At 71.4% G+C, this 14972-nt stretch carries 12 protein-coding genes, 1 other RNA gene and 2 pseudogenes; 8 read left to right on the top strand and 7 right to left on the bottom strand.

From position 1 onward, the window contains the following. The first annotated feature begins 58 nt into the window (after nucleotides 1–58). An RNA gene (gene rnpB, locus ET495_RS06515) (RNase P RNA component class A) lies at nucleotides 59–437 on the top strand. A 471-nt stretch (nucleotides 438–908) separates the two neighbouring features. Here rnpB and ET495_RS06510 read toward each other — a convergent pair. Together ET495_RS06510 and ET495_RS17580 are read right to left on the bottom strand one after the other, a co-directional pair. After that, entirely contained in the window at nucleotides 909–1649 is a 741-nt protein-coding gene (locus ET495_RS06510) for an SDR family NAD(P)-dependent oxidoreductase (protein ID WP_162616386.1), read from the bottom strand. Between the two features lie 487 nt (nucleotides 1650–2136). Continuing rightward, nucleotides 2137–2478 carry a hypothetical protein gene (locus ET495_RS17580; RefSeq protein ID WP_162616385.1) on the bottom strand — a complete coding sequence of 114 codons (342 nt, stop codon included), beginning with the start codon at nucleotides 2476–2478 and terminating at the stop codon, nucleotides 2137–2139. Nucleotides 2479–3050: 572 nt separating this feature from the next. On the opposite strand from ET495_RS17580, the gene ET495_RS06500 reads away from it, so the two are divergent. Then, nucleotides 3051–3449 carry a hypothetical protein gene (locus ET495_RS06500; RefSeq protein ID WP_129203585.1) on the top strand — a complete coding sequence of 133 codons (399 nt, stop codon included), beginning with the start codon at nucleotides 3051–3053 and terminating at the stop codon, nucleotides 3447–3449. A gap of 38 nt (nucleotides 3450–3487) precedes the next feature. Here the strand turns inward: ET495_RS06500 and ET495_RS17575 are convergent, their stop codons facing one another. Beyond that, a complete protein-coding gene (locus ET495_RS17575) occupies nucleotides 3488–3661 on the bottom strand; it encodes a hypothetical protein (RefSeq protein ID WP_162616384.1) in 174 nt (57 codons plus the stop codon). 334 nt (nucleotides 3662–3995) lie between these two features. Here ET495_RS17575 and ET495_RS06495 point away from each other — a divergent pair, with 334 nt between their 5' ends. Both ET495_RS06495 and ET495_RS06490 read left to right on the top strand, forming a co-directional pair. Continuing rightward, nucleotides 3996–4970 carry a calcium/sodium antiporter gene (locus ET495_RS06495; RefSeq protein WP_129203582.1) on the top strand — a complete coding sequence of 325 codons (975 nt, stop codon included), beginning with the start codon at nucleotides 3996–3998 and terminating at the stop codon, nucleotides 4968–4970. Between the two features lie 188 nt (nucleotides 4971–5158). Continuing rightward, the gene (locus tag ET495_RS06490; RefSeq protein ID WP_129203580.1) at nucleotides 5159–5488 is read left to right on the top strand and encodes an STAS domain-containing protein; all 330 of its coding nucleotides are present in this window, start codon (nucleotides 5159–5161) and stop codon (nucleotides 5486–5488) included. Between the two features lie 74 nt (nucleotides 5489–5562). Here ET495_RS06490 and ppgK read toward each other — a convergent pair whose 3' ends face one another. Then, nucleotides 5563–6345 carry a polyphosphate--glucose phosphotransferase gene (gene ppgK / locus ET495_RS06485; RefSeq protein WP_129203578.1) on the bottom strand — a complete coding sequence of 261 codons (783 nt, stop codon included), beginning with the start codon at nucleotides 6343–6345 and terminating at the stop codon, nucleotides 5563–5565. A gap of 27 nt (nucleotides 6346–6372) precedes the next feature. Between ppgK and ET495_RS06480 the strand changes: the two genes are divergently transcribed. The 3 genes and pseudogenes from ET495_RS06480 to ET495_RS06470 all read left to right on the top strand — a co-directional run bounded on the left by ET495_RS06480 (nucleotide 6373) and on the right by ET495_RS06470 (nucleotide 11098). Then, a complete protein-coding gene (locus ET495_RS06480; protein WP_129203576.1) occupies nucleotides 6373–6624 on the top strand; it encodes an SPOR domain-containing protein in 252 nt (83 codons plus the stop codon). Nucleotides 6625–6675: 51 nt separating this feature from the next. After that, nucleotides 6676–8013 carry a glutamine synthetase family protein gene (locus ET495_RS06475; protein WP_129203574.1) on the top strand — a complete coding sequence of 446 codons (1338 nt, stop codon included), beginning with the start codon at nucleotides 6676–6678 and terminating at the stop codon, nucleotides 8011–8013. Next, a pseudogene (locus ET495_RS06470) lies at nucleotides 8010–11098 on the top strand (bifunctional [glutamine synthetase] adenylyltransferase/[glutamine synthetase]-adenylyl-L-tyrosine phosphorylase). The gene ET495_RS06475 and the pseudogene ET495_RS06470 overlap by 4 nt, the downstream one beginning before the upstream one ends. 12 nt (nucleotides 11099–11110) lie before the next feature. Here ET495_RS06470 and ET495_RS06465 read toward each other — a convergent pair. Together ET495_RS06465 and glnA are read right to left on the bottom strand one after the other, a co-directional pair. Beyond that, nucleotides 11111–11743, bottom strand: a complete 633-nt coding sequence (locus ET495_RS06465; protein ID WP_129203571.1) for a YgjV family protein — start codon at nucleotides 11741–11743, stop codon at nucleotides 11111–11113. Nucleotides 11744–12026: 283 nt separating this feature from the next. Then, nucleotides 12027–13450 (bottom strand): annotated as a pseudogene (gene glnA, locus ET495_RS06460) (type I glutamate--ammonia ligase). 266 nt (nucleotides 13451–13716) lie between these two features. Here glnA and ET495_RS06455 point away from each other — a divergent pair. Beyond that, nucleotides 13717–14169 (top strand): RDD family protein, encoded by a 453-nt coding sequence (locus ET495_RS06455; RefSeq protein ID WP_129203569.1) that lies wholly within the window; start codon nucleotides 13717–13719, stop codon nucleotides 14167–14169. A 71-nt stretch (nucleotides 14170–14240) separates the two neighbouring features. On the opposite strand, the gene ET495_RS06450 is transcribed toward ET495_RS06455, so the two are convergent. After that, nucleotides 14241–14966 (bottom strand): DUF4191 domain-containing protein, encoded by a 726-nt coding sequence (locus ET495_RS06450; protein WP_129203567.1) that lies wholly within the window; start codon nucleotides 14964–14966, stop codon nucleotides 14241–14243. Between the last annotated feature and the right edge of the window lie 6 nt (nucleotides 14967–14972).

Below are 14972 nucleotides of genomic sequence, written 5' to 3'. Positions count from 1 at the left end.
ACATCAAGTACTCGATGACAACAAAGGCGACGACGACGTCTAGACTTCGACCTGCGGACGAGTCGGTCGGACGGTCGCGTCACCGGGCAACCGGTGCCGAGGAACGTCCGGGCTCCGAAGGGCAAGGTGGTGGCTAACAGCCACCCGGGGCGACCCGCGGGACAGTGCCACAGAGAACAGACCGCCGTCGTGACCCGTCACGGCGGTAAGGGTGAAACGGTGGTGCAAGAGACCACCAGCGCGCCTGGTGACAGGCGCGGCTCGGTAAACCCCACCTGGAGCAAGGTCAGACAGGGAGCGATCGAGGGCGGCCCGCCCGAGCTCCCGGGTAGACCGCTCGAGCCCTGCGGCAACGCAGGGCCTAGATGGATGACCGTCGGCCGGCCCTGGGCAACCGGGGGCGGTCACAGAACCCGGCGTACAGACCGACTCGTCCGCCTTTCATGCTCTTGCCCGCATCGACGCCATCGGGGCGGGCGGGGGCGTTCCATTCTGACCGCCTTTGTGCCGCCGTGACGGGCTTGCGCGTAACGCGCGCACTCCCCGTCTCCGACGCCTGTGCGCCCCGTTCAGAGCCGTCGCGTGGATCGTGTTCTTGCCCTGGGCGCGACACCGGCACCTGAGGCAACTTGAGGACGAACAGGATCGGGCGTCGCCCGTACGCCACGAGCAGCCCCTCGCGGCGGTCGGGCGCCGGCCGATCCCAGTGCGAGTTCACGGAGCCGGGCAACGCGCACGTACGTCGCCTCCCGGCTCAGGCCGCCTGCGCCACCGCACCCGGTCCGTGATCACGGCGCACATGCGCAACCGGTATGAGCAGGCCTCCGCGGTCCGCGCCCGCTCCGGCAGCCAGCGCCTGCACCAGCGGTGGGTGACGTTCGCCGACCGCAAGAAGCGCAGGTTCGAGGCTAGACCATGAACATTCCGCCGTTGGCGTTGATGGTCTCGCCCGTAATGTAGCTGGCCTTCTCGGAGATGAGGAACGAGACAACGTCGGCGATCTCGGACGGGTCCGAGAGCCGCCCCAGCGGGATCTCCCGGCAGATGGCCCCGAGCTCTTCGGGCGTGTAGTTGGCCATCATCGGGGTGTCGATCATGCCGGGCGCGATGCAGTTGACGCGGATGTTGTCGACGGCGTATTGCTTGGCGGCGCTCATGGTGAGGCCGATGATGCCGGCGTTGGCCGCGACGTAGCTGGTCGAGGTCTGCTGGGAGCTGGTGCGCCCGGACATCGAGCTGATGTTGACGATCGCGCCGCCGCCGTTCTGCTGCATCCACGGGATGGCGGACTTGATCGTGAGGAAGTCGCCCCGGAGCTTGATGCCGACCAGGAGGTCGAAGTCCTCGACGCTGACTTCCGCGAGCCGGCCGCGCGCCCAGATGCCGGCGATGTTGGCAAGAGCCTTGAGCGTGCCGAGGCGGGTGTGCGCGTCGACGGCGCGGGCCACGCTGGCGGAGTCGGTGAGGTCGCACACCTCGGTGTCAGTCGTGTACCCGTCCGCTCGCAGGACGTCCGCGGAGGCGCGCAGGCCGTCGGCGTCCCGGTCGAGGAGGAACAGCGCGTACCCGTCCTCTCCGAGCTGCTTGGCCACGGCCAGTCCGAGTCCGCCGGCTGCACCCGTCACGATCGCAACCCGCTGCGTTGTCATCAGAGCCATCCTTCGCTTGTTCGCTGGGCTGTGCGTCGTCGCGCCCGGGGAGTGGCTGGTCTGGTCACCCATGTCCTTGTGAATTTCCATCAGCGTGACTTCGTCAACACTCGCGAACCGTCTTGTGCCGCGTCAAGGCTCGCGAGACGGCTCAGTGAATGCGCGCCCGAATCTCAGTGGCTTTGCTGGCCGCGGTACGAAGACCAGGTGCATCGCTTTCACCCGAGCCTTCGGGCCACCGCGCGGCCGAGCCGCTCGGTGAACGCCTTCTCATCGGCCGAGCGCCCGACCCGGGCTGAGGGCGAGGAGCGCTTGAGACCTGCCCTGGCGAGTGCCGCCGGCCTCGCCCGGACGGCGTCCGTGCGGCGCCGCGCCGACGCCGCGCCGACGCCGTGGAGGCTGGCGCTGCGCTGACACGGCGGCGCTCGGCCTGACCGTGAGCCCGTGCATGGATGTGTGCGGCGGCCGGATCGCGTGGCCTGGGCGGCTACGGAAGGTGTTCGACGGCGGAGTTCTCGCCGTGTGATCGGCGCAGCATCGGTGAAGGACCCTCCCGTGCGTCGAGCTGCAGGCGGGTCTGCTCGGCAGTCGCCTGCCACGCGCGGACCGCGCGCGCGAGCCGGCCGAAGTAGTCGGGCCGGCCGAGCTCTGCGAAGAGGCGCTCTACCTCGACGGCCATGTCGCGCAGGTCTTCGCCGGGTAGGTGCGCCACCCAGGGGAGCACGTTGCGCAGTGCCGCGGCCATGTCACGCTTGCTCGCCACGTACGCGGTGAGCAAGCGTCCGCCCAGCTCCAGGGCTGCATCGTCGGGCGGCGCGTCCGTCGTCATGGTCCGACCGTACGTCGAAGTCTGGCGGAAGCTCCTCGCGCGTCGGCTGGTGACGTGTCCTGTGCGCAGGTTGGCGGTGCACGCGACGTCTCGCCTGGCCTGCGCGCGAGGTGGTGGCGCATGCGGAGCAGCACGCTCCGTTGCCGCGCGGCGTTCGCAAACCTGCTGCCGCGAGGGTCGGTGCCGCGTGCGTCGGCGGGACGACGCGGGGATCGGCCCGACGCCGCTCGGCGAGAGCGGGGTGGGATCGGCCTGGCGAGCCAGCACGTCGGGCTGCCGCTCGATGACGCGATCTCGGCCTGCGTGGTGTGCTTTCGGTCTGCGAGCCGCCGAGCGTCCGTTGCGACACTGACTCCGGATCCCCGTCCCGCTGGTTTCCGGGCGAGTCCCTGCCGGCGCACGGACCCGCTTGGGCTCGTTGACGCTTCTCGTACCTCAGGTGCGCGGTGGGTTCACCCTCGAGCGCGGACGCCAGGAGCCCGTTCTTGGAGCCAGCACCACCGATGGGCGCCCCGCCGTGCACGTCGAGCCAGCCCGCGGAGCCCAGCGCGGGGCAGGGCGAGACTTGCGGCATGGCTGACCTGTACGACCAGACCTCGCCCGTGCGGGGCCTCGCGGCCGGCGTCGGTGACTGGCCGGACGTCCCGGGGCTGACGCTCGAGGACACGTTCGACTCGCTCGCCGAGACCTACCCCGGCGGCGTCGTGGCCTTCGGCGAGTTCGCCGCCTACCGCTGCGACGCGTGCGGTGACCCGGTGACCGTCCTGTACTGGTGGCGTCTGGGAACGAGCGACGACCTGCGTCCGGGCTCCCACGCCATCACGTCCGGCACGCGCGACGCCCCGTCGGAGGTGGAGCGGTTCGACCTCTCCGACGCGGGGTGCAGGTGCACGGCCGAGGTCGTCGGCGCGCGCCGTGTCGTGCTGGATGCCGCGCTACCCGGCCCCACCAACCTGGGCGAGCTGCGCTGACGCCCTGTCCGCGCGCCCGGCTCGGCCCGCCGACGGCGTCAGTGCCCGCCGGCTCGCACGAACACCAGCCTCCACCCAGCGGGGACCTCGGCGTCGAGCGCGTCGCGTGCCGTGGCGTACGTGGCGCCCGACGCGCCGATCTCGTGCGTCGGCCCCGGCGAGGGCTGCTCGGGTGCGGGGGGCAGCGGTTCGATGACTCCGATGAGTTTCACGGCGGCATGCTCCCGCTGCTCGTGCCCTCGTGGCCCGCAGACGGCGCAGGTTGTGCCGTGCCGTGGCTTCGCCGGCGGTGGGCCCGCCGCGCTGTGGCGTGTCTCGCGCGGGGCCCTGGCCATCATCGTGCGGTCTGCGCCGTCTGGCGCGTGGGCGTTGGCAGACGCGTGACGGGTCACGGGCGCGGGATCATCCGTCGCGTGTGAACGGGCGGCGCGGCGCGGCGGGAACCTCTGTGGCCTGTCCTCATAGCCGGGTCATACGACACGTCGCGCTGACCAGGAAGCATGCGTGCCCCCGGCAGGGCACGATGGTCCCCGAGGAGGTGTCCCCTTGACGATCGTCACACTCGTGGCAGGCCTGGTCTTCTTGATCGGCGGTGCCGAGGTCATCGTGCGCTACGGCACGCGGCTCGCGCGCAGGCTCGGGATCTCCCCGCTCATCGTCGGCCTGACGGTCGTCTCGATCGGCACCTCGGCGCCCGAGCTCGCCGTCGGCATCGATGCCATGTCGCGGGGGCAGGGTTCTCTGGTGCTCGGCAACATCGCCGGGACCAACATGGTCAACCTGTTGCTCATCCTGGGGCTCGCGGCCGCGATCCGCCCGATCGCGCTGCAGCGGCAGACGTTGCGGCTCGACCTGCCGGCGATGGTCGGCTCGGCCGTGCTGCTGCTCGCCCTGTCGCTCGACGGCACCTTGTCGACCTGGGAGGGTGTGCTGCTTCTCGGCATCGCCGTCGGCTACACGCTGGTGCTGATCCGCACCGCGCGTCGCGACTCCATGGCGCAGGTCGTGGCCACGGCCGACCCGTCGCCGGAGGCCGGTGACGAGCCACCCCGCACCCGGCGCTCGGTGGTGGTCGACGTGCTGCTGCTGGTCCTGGGCATCGCCGTCGTCGTGTTCGGCGCGGACTGGCTGGTGACGGCCGCCGTGGAGATCGCTGAGCTGTTCGGCGTGTCGGAGACGCTCATCGGCCTGACGATCGTGGCGATCGGCACGTCCCTGCCCGAGCTGGCGACGACGATCCTGGCGACCGTGCGCGGTAGCCGCTCGATCGCGGTGGGGAACCTCATCGGTTCGAGCACCTACAACCTCACGTTCATCCTCGGCGGTTCGCTGCTGTTCGGGCCGCCCGCCGTGGGCGTCGACCCTCAGCTCGTGGGCGTGGACCTTCCGCTCATGGTGGGTGCCGCTCTGCTGTGCGTGCCGGTGTTCCTCACGGGCCGGCGCATCTCGCGCCGCGAGGGCATCGGGTTCATCCTGCTGTACGCCGCCTATATGACCTACCTGATCGTCATCCGCGCCTGACGTCCGCGTGCCCGGTGTGCGTGTCCGCAGGGGCCCGCTCCGTTCCGAGTCAACAGGTCGCAAAGGCAGGTACCCGCCAGCCGCCTCCCGGGTGTAGCGTCACCAACACACGGCAACGAAGCCGTCGAGCCGGGCGTCGGGGCTTCGCGTGAGCGAGCACACGGCCGGTCCAGACTGGAGGAACGGACATGACTGTGACGAGCACGCGCAGCGGGGGCATCGACTTGGTGCGTACCGCGGACGCGAGCGTGGTCCAGATGTGGGGCGAGATCGACGCAGCGCTGCGGTCCGAGGCGAGCGCGGCGCTCGCCGGCGCGCTGGAGAGCAACCTGCCGGTCATCGTCGACGCGACGCGCATCGGGTTCATCGACTCGGCAGGCGTCGCCTTCCTGGTGCAGCTGTGCACCGTGGGGCAGGACGAGGGCCTGTCCGTCACCGTCCGCAACCCACCGCCTGCCGTCGCCGAGGTGTTTCACCAGATCGGCGCCGACTCCGCCATCGCCGAGGAGCGCGGCTAGGCCCGTCCGAAGCGGGCCGGTCGGACTCGCCCGACCGGCCCCTTCGCGCGCGCCTCGGCCGCTCGAGCCGGGTCTCAGCGCTTGCGCTTCTTCTTCCGTGAGCGCTCCGCGTCCGACGCCGCCAGCGCGGCCGCGCCGACGATCCCGGCCGCGTTGCGCAGCTCGGCGGGGATGATCTTGGCCCGCAGGTCGAGCAGCGGCAGGAACTCCGCGTGCTTCTTGCTGATGCCGCCTCCGACGACGATGAGGTCGGGGGACAGGAGCATCTCGACCGTCTCGAAGTAGCGCTGCAGCCGCTGCGCCCACGAGGCGAAGTCGAGGCCCTCCCGCTCGCGCGCCGAGTCGGCCGCACGCGACTCCGCGTCGAACCCGTCGATCTCGAGGTGGCCGAGCTCGGTGTTCGGCACCAGGACGCCGTCGACGATGAGCGCCGAGCCGATGCCCGTGCCGAGCGTGACCACCAGGACGGTGCCGTCGCGGCCGTGGGCGGCGCCGTAGCGCTGCTCGCCGATGCCGGCAGCGTCGGCGTCGTTGACTGCCGTGACCTCGCGTCCCGTGGCCTCGTGCAGCAGCGCAGGCAGGTCCACGCCCTTCCACGACTGGTCGAGGTTGGCGATGAACCGGACGACGCCGTGGTCCATCGGTGCGGGGAAGGCGACGCCGACGGCGGCCTTCTTGGGCAGGTCGAACGATCCGACGAGTTCGGCGAGCACCTGCGCGACCGCCTCGGGAGTGCTCTTCTCGGGGGTCGGGATGCGAAGCCGTCCGGCGGTGAACTCTCCGGTCTCAAGATCGACGGGTGCGCCCTTGATGCCCGATCCGCCGATATCGATCCCGAATGCGAGGTGCTGTGCCATGGCCACATCCTGGTGCAGGATCGAGGCATGAGCGAGGAGAGCGGGCCGGTGACGTCGCCGGAGTACTGGTTCAACACCCAGACGCACGAGGTGGAGGTCGGGCGTCGCTCGTCCTGGAGCCACCTCATGGGGCCCTACGGAACCCGGGAGGAGGCCCTGCACGCCCTCGATCGCGCCCGCGAGCGGAGCGACGCCTGGGACCACGACGACGCCGAATGGGTGGCCGGGGACGGCCCCGGCGAGGCCGAGGGCCGCGCCGCGGACCGACAGCCGTCGTGACACCTGCGGCAACGACACCTGCCCGCAACACTCATCGGGCAGGATAGGCCCATGGACAGGCAGCAGGAGTTCGTGCTCCGCACGGTCGAGGAGCGCGACATCCGCTTCATCCGGCTCTGGTTCACCGACGTCCTCGGGGTGCTCAAGTCGGTCGCGGTCGCGCCGGCCGAGCTCGAGCAGGCGTTCGGTGAGGGCATCGGGTTCGACGGGTCGGCCATCGAGGGCCTGACCCGGGTGTACGAGGCCGACATGATCGCCAAGCCCGACCCGACGACGTTCCAGATCCTGCCGTGGCGCGGCGACCGGCACGGCACCGCGCGCATGTTCTGCGACATCCTCACGCCCGACGGGGAGCCGGCGCTCGCCGACCCGCGCAACGTGCTCAAGCGCGCCCTGGCCCGCGCGAGCGACAAGGGGTTCACGTTCTACACGCACCCCGAGGTCGAGTTCTACCTCTTCGAGCAGATGTCGGGTCCGAACGCCCCTCTCGTGCCGGTCGACACGGGCGGCTACTTCGACCACCTGGCGCGCGGGTCAACACACGACTTCCGCCGCGCGGCGATCTCGATGCTCGAGTCGATGGGCATCTCCGTGGAGTACTCCCACCACGAGGCTGGTCCGGGCCAGAACGAGATCGACCTGCGCTACGCCGACGCGCTGACCACGGCCGACAACCTCATGACGTTCCGGACGGTCGTCAAGGAGGTCGCGCTCGAGCAGGGCGTCTTCGCGACGTTCATGCCCAAGCCGCTCGCCGACCACCCCGGCTCGGGCATGCACACGCACGTGTCCCTCTTCGAGGGTGACCGCAACGCGTTCCACGAGCCCGGCGCACAGTTCGAGCTGTCCAAGACCGGCCGGCAGTTCATCGCCGGCCTGCTGGTCCACGCGGCCGAGGTCACGGCGGTGACCAACCAGTACGTCAACTCCTACAAGCGCCTGTGGGGCGGTGCCGAGGCGCCCAGCTACGTGTGCTGGGGCCACAACAACCGCTCGGCTCTGGTGCGCGTGCCGATGTACAAGCCGGGCAAGGGCAACTCCTCGCGCATCGAGTACCGCGGTATCGACTCGGCGGCCAACCCCTACCTGGCGTTCGCCGTCATGCTGGCCGCCGGCCTCAAGGGCATCGAGGAGGGCTACGACCTGCCCGACGCCACCGAGGACGACGTCTGGGAGCTCACGGACGCCGAGCGCCGGGCGCTCGGCATCACCCCGCTACCGCAGAACCTCGACGCCGCGATCGCGATCATGGAGCGCTCGGAGCTCGTGGCGGAGACCCTTGGCGAGCACGTGTTCCGCTACGTCCTGGCGAACAAGCGGCAGGAGTGGGACGCGTACCGCGCCCAGGTCACGCCGTACGAGCTGCACCGCTTCCTTCAGTTCCTGTGACGCCGACCGGTCGCCGCGAGAGCCCGACCCGCCGCCTGCTGCGCGCGGGATTCTCCGATCTCAGCCGCTCCGCGGGCCTGTGGGAGGACGCTGCGCTCGCGCAGGTCCTGCCCCCGGACCCCGCAGGCATGCTCGACGCGCTCGGGGCGTGCGCGGACCCGGACCTCGCCCTGCTCCAGCTCGTGCGCCTCGCGGCTACGCCAGCGGGTCCGGAGCTGGCGCGGGTCCTGGCCGACGACGGCGAGCTGCGCCGTCGGCTGCTTGCCGTCCTCGGCGCCTCGGCGGCCCTGGGCGACGAGGTGATCCGACGTCCCGCGCTGCTGTCACGGCTCGGCGAGCCGGGCCTGCGCACCGACCCTGCGGTCGTGCGCGCCGAGCTCCTGACCGCCGTCGGCGCCGACCCCGACGCGCCGATCCCGGTGGCCGGGGCGGGGCCCGGGGACTGGCCCGACGACGGCGCGAAGACGGCGACCGACGCCCTGCGGCGCGCCTACCGCGCTCGCCTCCTGGACGTCGCGGCCGACGACCTGACGGCCGCCGAGCCCCTGTCGCTGCTGCCCACGGTGGCCGCGGCGCTGGCCGATCTCGCGGCCGCCGCGCTCGAGGGCGCCCTTGCCGTCGCCCGCGCACAGCACCCCGACCACGGCGCCGTGCGCCTGGCCGTCATCGGCATGGGCAAGACGGGTGGGCGCGAGCTCAACTACGTCTCGGACGTCGATGTCATCTATGTGGCCGAACCGGGCGTCGGTGAGGACGGCGAGCCGGTTCCCGAGCCCGAGGCGATGGCGGTCGGCGCGAGGCTTGCCTCGACGTTGCAGAAGGTGTGCGGCGGGCCGTCGGCCGAGCCGGCTTTGTGGCAGGTCGACGCCGCGCTGCGGCCCGAGGGCAAGGCCGGGCCGCTGGTCCGCACGCTGTCGAGCCACCTGGCCTACTACGACCGCTGGGCCGCGACGTGGGAGTTCCAGGCGCTGCTCAAGGCGCGCCCTGTCGCCGGTGACGTCGCACTGGGACGCGCCTACCGTGCCGCCGTCGACCCGCTGGTGTGGAGGGCCGTGGCGCGTGAGCACTTCGTCGAGGACTCGCAGGCGATGCGCCGCCGCGTCGAGGACAACGTGCCCGCGGCCGAGGCCGACCGGCAGATCAAGCTCGGTCGAGGGGGGCTGCGTGACGTCGAGTTCACGGTGCAGCTCCTCCAGCTCGTGCACGGCCGCTCCGACCCGGCGATCCACTCGCCCAACACCATCGGCGCGCTCGGCGCGCTCGCCGCGGCCGGGTACGTGGGCCGCGACCACGCCGCGCGCCTCGCCGTGTGCTACCGGTTCCTGCGCGCGCTCGAGCACCGGGTGCAGCTCTTCCGGCTGCGACGCACCCACCTGCTGCCCACGGCCGAGGAGGATCTGCGCCGTCTCGCGCGAGCGCTGGGGCTGCGCACCGAGGGCGCCGCAGGCCTCATCGAGCGCTGGCGCACCACGCGCCGCGAGGTGCGCTCGCTGCACGAGGCGCTCTTCTACCGCCCGCTGCTGCCCGCCGTCGCGCACCTGTCCGACGACGAGGTGTCGCTCGCTCCCGAGGCCGCCCGCCAACGGTTCGCGGCCATCGGCTACCGCGACCCCGACGGGGCGATGCGGCACGTGACGGCGCTGACCGAGGGCATGTCGCGGCGTGCGGCCCTGCAGCGGCAGCTCCTGCCCGTGCTGCTCGGCTGGTTCGCCGAGGGCGCCGACCCCGACGGCGGACTGCTCGCGTTCCGCAAGCTGTCGGACGAGCTCGGCTCGACGCACTGGTACCTCAAGCTGCTGCGCGACTCGGGCTCGGCCGCGCAGTCGCTCGCGCACGTCCTCGCCTCCTCGCGCTACCTCGCCGAGGCCATCGCGCGCTCGCCCGAGTCCGTCCAGTGGTTCGACGACCCGTCGGGTCTCGAGCCGCGGGGGCCCGAGCGGCTCGCCGCGGAGGCGGACGCGATCCTCCTGCGGGCAGACGAGCCCAAGCAGGCCGCAACGCTCCTGCGCGCCGTCCGTCGGCGCGAGCTCGCGCGCACCGGCGCCGGAGAGCTGCTGCGCGTGCTCGACCCCGTCGGTGCCGCGCGTGCGATCTCCGACGCCGCCGACCTCGCGCTGCGCGGTGCGCTGCGCGTCGCCGAGCACGTCGCGCGGCAGGAGCTCGGGCTGGACCCCGACCCGGCAGCGAACCCCACGCGCAACCTGGTGGTCGCGATGGGTCGGCTGGGCGGACGCGAGATGGGTTACGGCTCCGACGCCGACGTCATGTTCGTCCACGAGGCGGTACCGGGCGCCGACCCTCAGGTCGCAGGACGGTTCGCCCTGACGACGGCGACCCGCATGCGCGAGCTGCTGGGCGGCGTCGGGCCGGAACCCGCGCTGCCCGTGGACGCCGACCTGCGCCCCGAGGGCCGGCAGGGGCCGCTCGTGCGGACGCTCGCCTCCTACGCCGAGTACTACGAGCGGTGGTCGTCGGTCTGGGAGGCCCAAGCGCTTCTGCGCGCACGCCCCGTGGCGGGTGCCTCGCTGGCGGGCCCCCGAGCGAGTTGGCCGACCGGTTCGTCGCGCTCGTCGACCCGCTGCGCTACCCGGAGGGTGGACTGCCGCTCGCCCAGGTGCGCGAGGTCCGGCGCATCAAGGCGCGCGTCGAGGCGGAACGCCTGCCGCGCGGTGTGGAGCCCGAGCGGCACCTCAAGCTGGGCCGTGGCGGAGTGTCGGACGTCGAGTGGACGGCGCAGCTCCTCCAGCTCCAGCACGCTCATGAGGTCCCCTCGCTGCGGACCACGGGCACGGTCGCCGCGCTCGAGGCCGCCGAGGCCTCCGGGCTGCTCGATGCCGACGACACGCGTGCCCTCCTCGACGCCTGGACCCTCAGCTCGCGGCTGCGGTCCGCCGTCGTCCTGTGGTCGGGTCGGGTGAGCGGAGCCCAGGCCGACGTGCTGCCGCACGACCGGCGTGACCTCTCCGGCGTCGCGCGCGTCCTGGGGGACGTCGGCACGGGCGCGGACCTGGAGGATCTGTACCTGCGGACGGCTCGCCGTGCACGGGCGGTGTTCGAACGCGTCTTCTACGGTGCGGACGAGTGACGGTGGCGGCCGTCACGCGGTGACGGGGCGAGACCACCCGTCCGCGTCGCGGGTGAAGCCGACACGCGTCAGGTAGTGCTCGTCGGTGCGGGCCGGAGACCGGATCACCAGTCGCGTGTAGCCCCTGCTCGCAAAGATTCCTGACCGGCGGTAGACGAACTCGCCCGGAGTGAAGTCCCGGAACCGCTTGGTCACCCAGTCGAGCAGGACGACGCCGGTCCCGCCGCCCGCGTCGCCCACCTCGACGACTCCCACCGTCTCGTCACCGCGCAGCACCAGGAACGCCGCGCGGCGCTCCCCGGCGTCGGGAACGGCGACGAATCCGGGCGAGAACGTGAGGATGTCGGTCGCGTAGGTGTGCAGCACGTGCAGCAGGTACGCGTCGTCGGGAGCGACCTCGACCACCTCGTAGGTGGCGGCGTCGTGACGTGTGCGGTGCAGCCGCCACAGCCAGTAGACGTTGATGAGCGCGATCGCCCCGTTCATCGCGACGAACGGCCAGATGCCGACGACGGCGTTGTAGACGGTCGCGATCACGGAACCGGCGAGGTTGAGCCACCGGAAACGCAGCACTCGGGCCTGCGTCAGGGACAGCACGACGAGGACCGAGCCGATCCAGCCGATGGCTTCGAGCCAGGGGTTCATGAGGGGACCCTACGAGGTGCCCCCGACGGCGACCATCGGGGCGCGCGCGGGCGTGACTCGGCTCCCGCGCGGTCAGGTCGGCAGTTCGTCGTCAAAGCGTGGCCCCGGGGGCACGAGCTGACGACGAACTGCCGAGTTGAGCGCCACGCCCCGGTCAGGTTCCCGGGCGCGCACGAGCACGCCCGGCACGCGAGAAGCCGCCCGGCCCGGCGGAACGTCACTGGACGTTCCGCCGGGCCGGGCGGCTTCTCGGGCGTCAGTCGAGGTCGCGGAACCCGCGATCTCAGATGTCGTAGTACAGCTCGAACTCCTTGGGCGTCGGCTGCAGCTGCACCGGCTCGACCTCGTTCTTGCGCTTGTAGTCGATCCACGTGGCGATCAGGTCCTCGGTGAACACGTCACCCTGCGTGAGGAACTCGTGGTTGCCTTCGAGGTTGTCGAGCACCTCGGCGAGCGAGCCCGGAACCTGAGCGATCTGGGCGTGCTCCTCGGGCGGCAGCTCGTAGAGGTCCTTGTCGATCGGCGCGGCCGGCTCGATGCGGTTCTTGATGCCGTCGATGCCGGCAAGGAGCTGTGCCGAGAAGGCCAGGTACGGGTTGGCCGAGGGGTCCGGAACGCGGAACTCGACGCGCTTGGCCTTGGGGAGGAGCCCGTGATCGGGATGCGGATGCAGGCCGAGCGGTTGCGGGCCGAGTAGACCAGGTTGACGGGAGCCTCGTAGCCCGGGACCAGGCGGCGGTAGGAGTTGACCGACGGGTTGGTGAACGCGAGCAGCGACGGGGCGTGCTTCAGCAGGCCGCCGATGTACCAGCGCGCCATGTCGGAGAGGCCGCCGTAGCCCTTCTCGTCGTAGAACAGCGGGTCGCCGTTGGCCCACAGCGACTGGTGCGAGTGCATGCCCGAGCCGTTGTCGCCGAAGAGCGGCTTCGGCATGAAGGTGACCGTCTTGCCGGCCTGGTGCGCCACGTTGCGGATGACGTACTTGAACTTCATCAGGTCGTCGGCCGCGTGCAGCAGCGTGTTGAAGCGGTAGTTGATCTCCTGCTGGCCGGCCGTGCCCACCTCGTGGTGCGCGCGCTCGACGTCGAGGCCGACCTGGCCGAGCACGTCGCACATGTCGTCACGCAGGTCGGCGAACTTGTCCGACGGCGAGACGGGGAAGTAGCCGCCCTTGACCCGGGTCTTGTACCCGAGGTTGCCGCCCTCTTCCTCGCGGCCCGTGTTCCAGGCCGCCTCGACGGAGTCGATCGCGTAGAAGGAGCCCTGCATGGCCGTCTGGTAGCGCACCGAGTCGAAGAGGTAGAACTCGGCCTCGGGGGCGAAGAACGCGGTGTCCGCGATGCCCGTCGATGCCAGGTACGCCTCTGCCTTGGCGGCGATGGTGCGCGGGTCGCGCGAGTAGGCCTCGTCGGTGAACGGGTCGACGATCGAGAAGTTCATGACCAGGGTCTTGCGCTTGCGGAACGGGTCGATGAACGCCGTCTTGACGTCGGGAACCAGCTTCATGTCCGACTCGTGGATCGCCTGGAAGCCGCGGATCGACGACCCGTCGAACATCAGGCCCTCGGTGAACGACGACTCACCGAACTGCGACGTCGGGATGTTGAAGTGCTGCCACACGCCCGGCAGGTCGACGAACCGGACATCGATGAACTCCACCCCTTCGTTGCGGGTGAAGGCGATGGCCTCCTCGGCGTTGTTAAACATCCATGCTCCTTAGAAGACGGTGCGGCGCGATGTGCTGGTCAACGAATGTCCACGGCCCGCGTCACGAGGCTGGCCCCGAACGTAGGACGTCGCCGTTACTCTCCCATGCCACCGATGTTTCGGGCATGTAACCGAGGCGACGCCTGCCCGCACTCTGAGATTTCAGGCGCTCCCCGGCGCCGTCGTGCGGCGTACGTCACAGTGCCTGCGACGGTCGCGCCGCGGTACCGCGCCGGCGTCGGCGGGACGCCGCATAGCCTGGTGCCGTGGCATCACGCGAAGATCTCGGATCCTGGCTCGAAGGTCCGGCGCCCGCCGCGGGCGGCGCGGCACGGCTCGGACTGCCCGAGTCGGGGAACGGCTCGATGGCGTCCCTGGCGCGGCGCGTCGTCGCGCTGTGCCTCGACTGGGCGGCGGCGTGGGGGATCGCGGCCCTGATCGCGCCCAGGAACACCTGGGTGCCGCTGGCCGCGCTCGCCGTGATGAACGTGATCCTCGTCGGGTCGCTCGGGTTCACCATCGGCCACCGGCTGCTCGGGTTGCAGGTGCGTGTGCTCGGCGCACCGGGCGAGGGCACGGTCGACGGCGCCTTCGTCGGCTTCTGGCGCTCGACCGTCCGCACCGTGCTGCTGTGCCTGGTGATCCCGGCGGTCGTCTGGGACGGCGACGGCCGCGGGCTGCACGACAAGGCGGCCGGGACCGTCATCACGCGTCGCTGACGGCTGCCCGCCGACGGGGCCGGACGAGGCCGGTTGCGCTCGCCGGCGGGCAGCCGTCGGGACGAACGACCTCAGCGCCCGCGCATGCCCTTGCGGTCGGGCCGTGCCTTGAACGGGTCGACGCCCTTGGGCACGGGCAACCGCTGGCCACCCAGCGCCTTGAGGCGCTTGCCGACCTCGGCTGCCTCGGGGCGCGTCAGCTTGGGCTTGAGCTTGGTCACGGCGCGAGCCAGCTTGGTCAGCTTCACCTGACCGTCGTCGTCGCCCATCTGGATGAGGGTGATCGGCACGTTCGGCAGCACGCGTGCGATGCGGCGGCGCTCGTCCTCGAGCATGCGGCCCACGCGGTGGGCGGGACCCTCCGAGACGAGCACGACGCCGGGGCGACCCACGCCGCGGAACACGAAGTCCTGCGTGCGGGCGTTGACCGCCACCGGCTCGTCCTCGAACGTCCAGCCGCCGCGCACGGTGCCGAGTGCGGCGCGCGCGGCGCCCGGCTGCCCCGAGATCTGCGTGTAGGCGGCGCGCTCGGCACGGCGCGTGAGCATGTACATGGTCGCCAGGGCCGCGAACGGGACGGCGACGACCGTCACGTAGATCGGGTGGCCGATCAGCAGCCCGACGACCAGGCCCAGCAGCAGGACACCCACGAAGACGCCCAGCAGGAGCCACGTCACCGACGGGTCCTGGCGGCGGGTCATCTGATACGCGGCCCACACCTGGTGGTACCAACGCTGCTTCTTGGGCTTCTTCGTCTTCCCCGGAGCGGCGTCCGAGGACTGGTTGGAGCGGGCCATGGGTCC

Source organism: Xylanimonas allomyrinae, assembly GCF_004135345.1.
Taxonomy (GTDB): Bacteria; Actinomycetota; Actinomycetes; order Actinomycetales; family Cellulomonadaceae; genus Xylanimonas; species Xylanimonas allomyrinae.
This window is presented reverse-complemented; position numbering and strand designations above follow the sequence as displayed.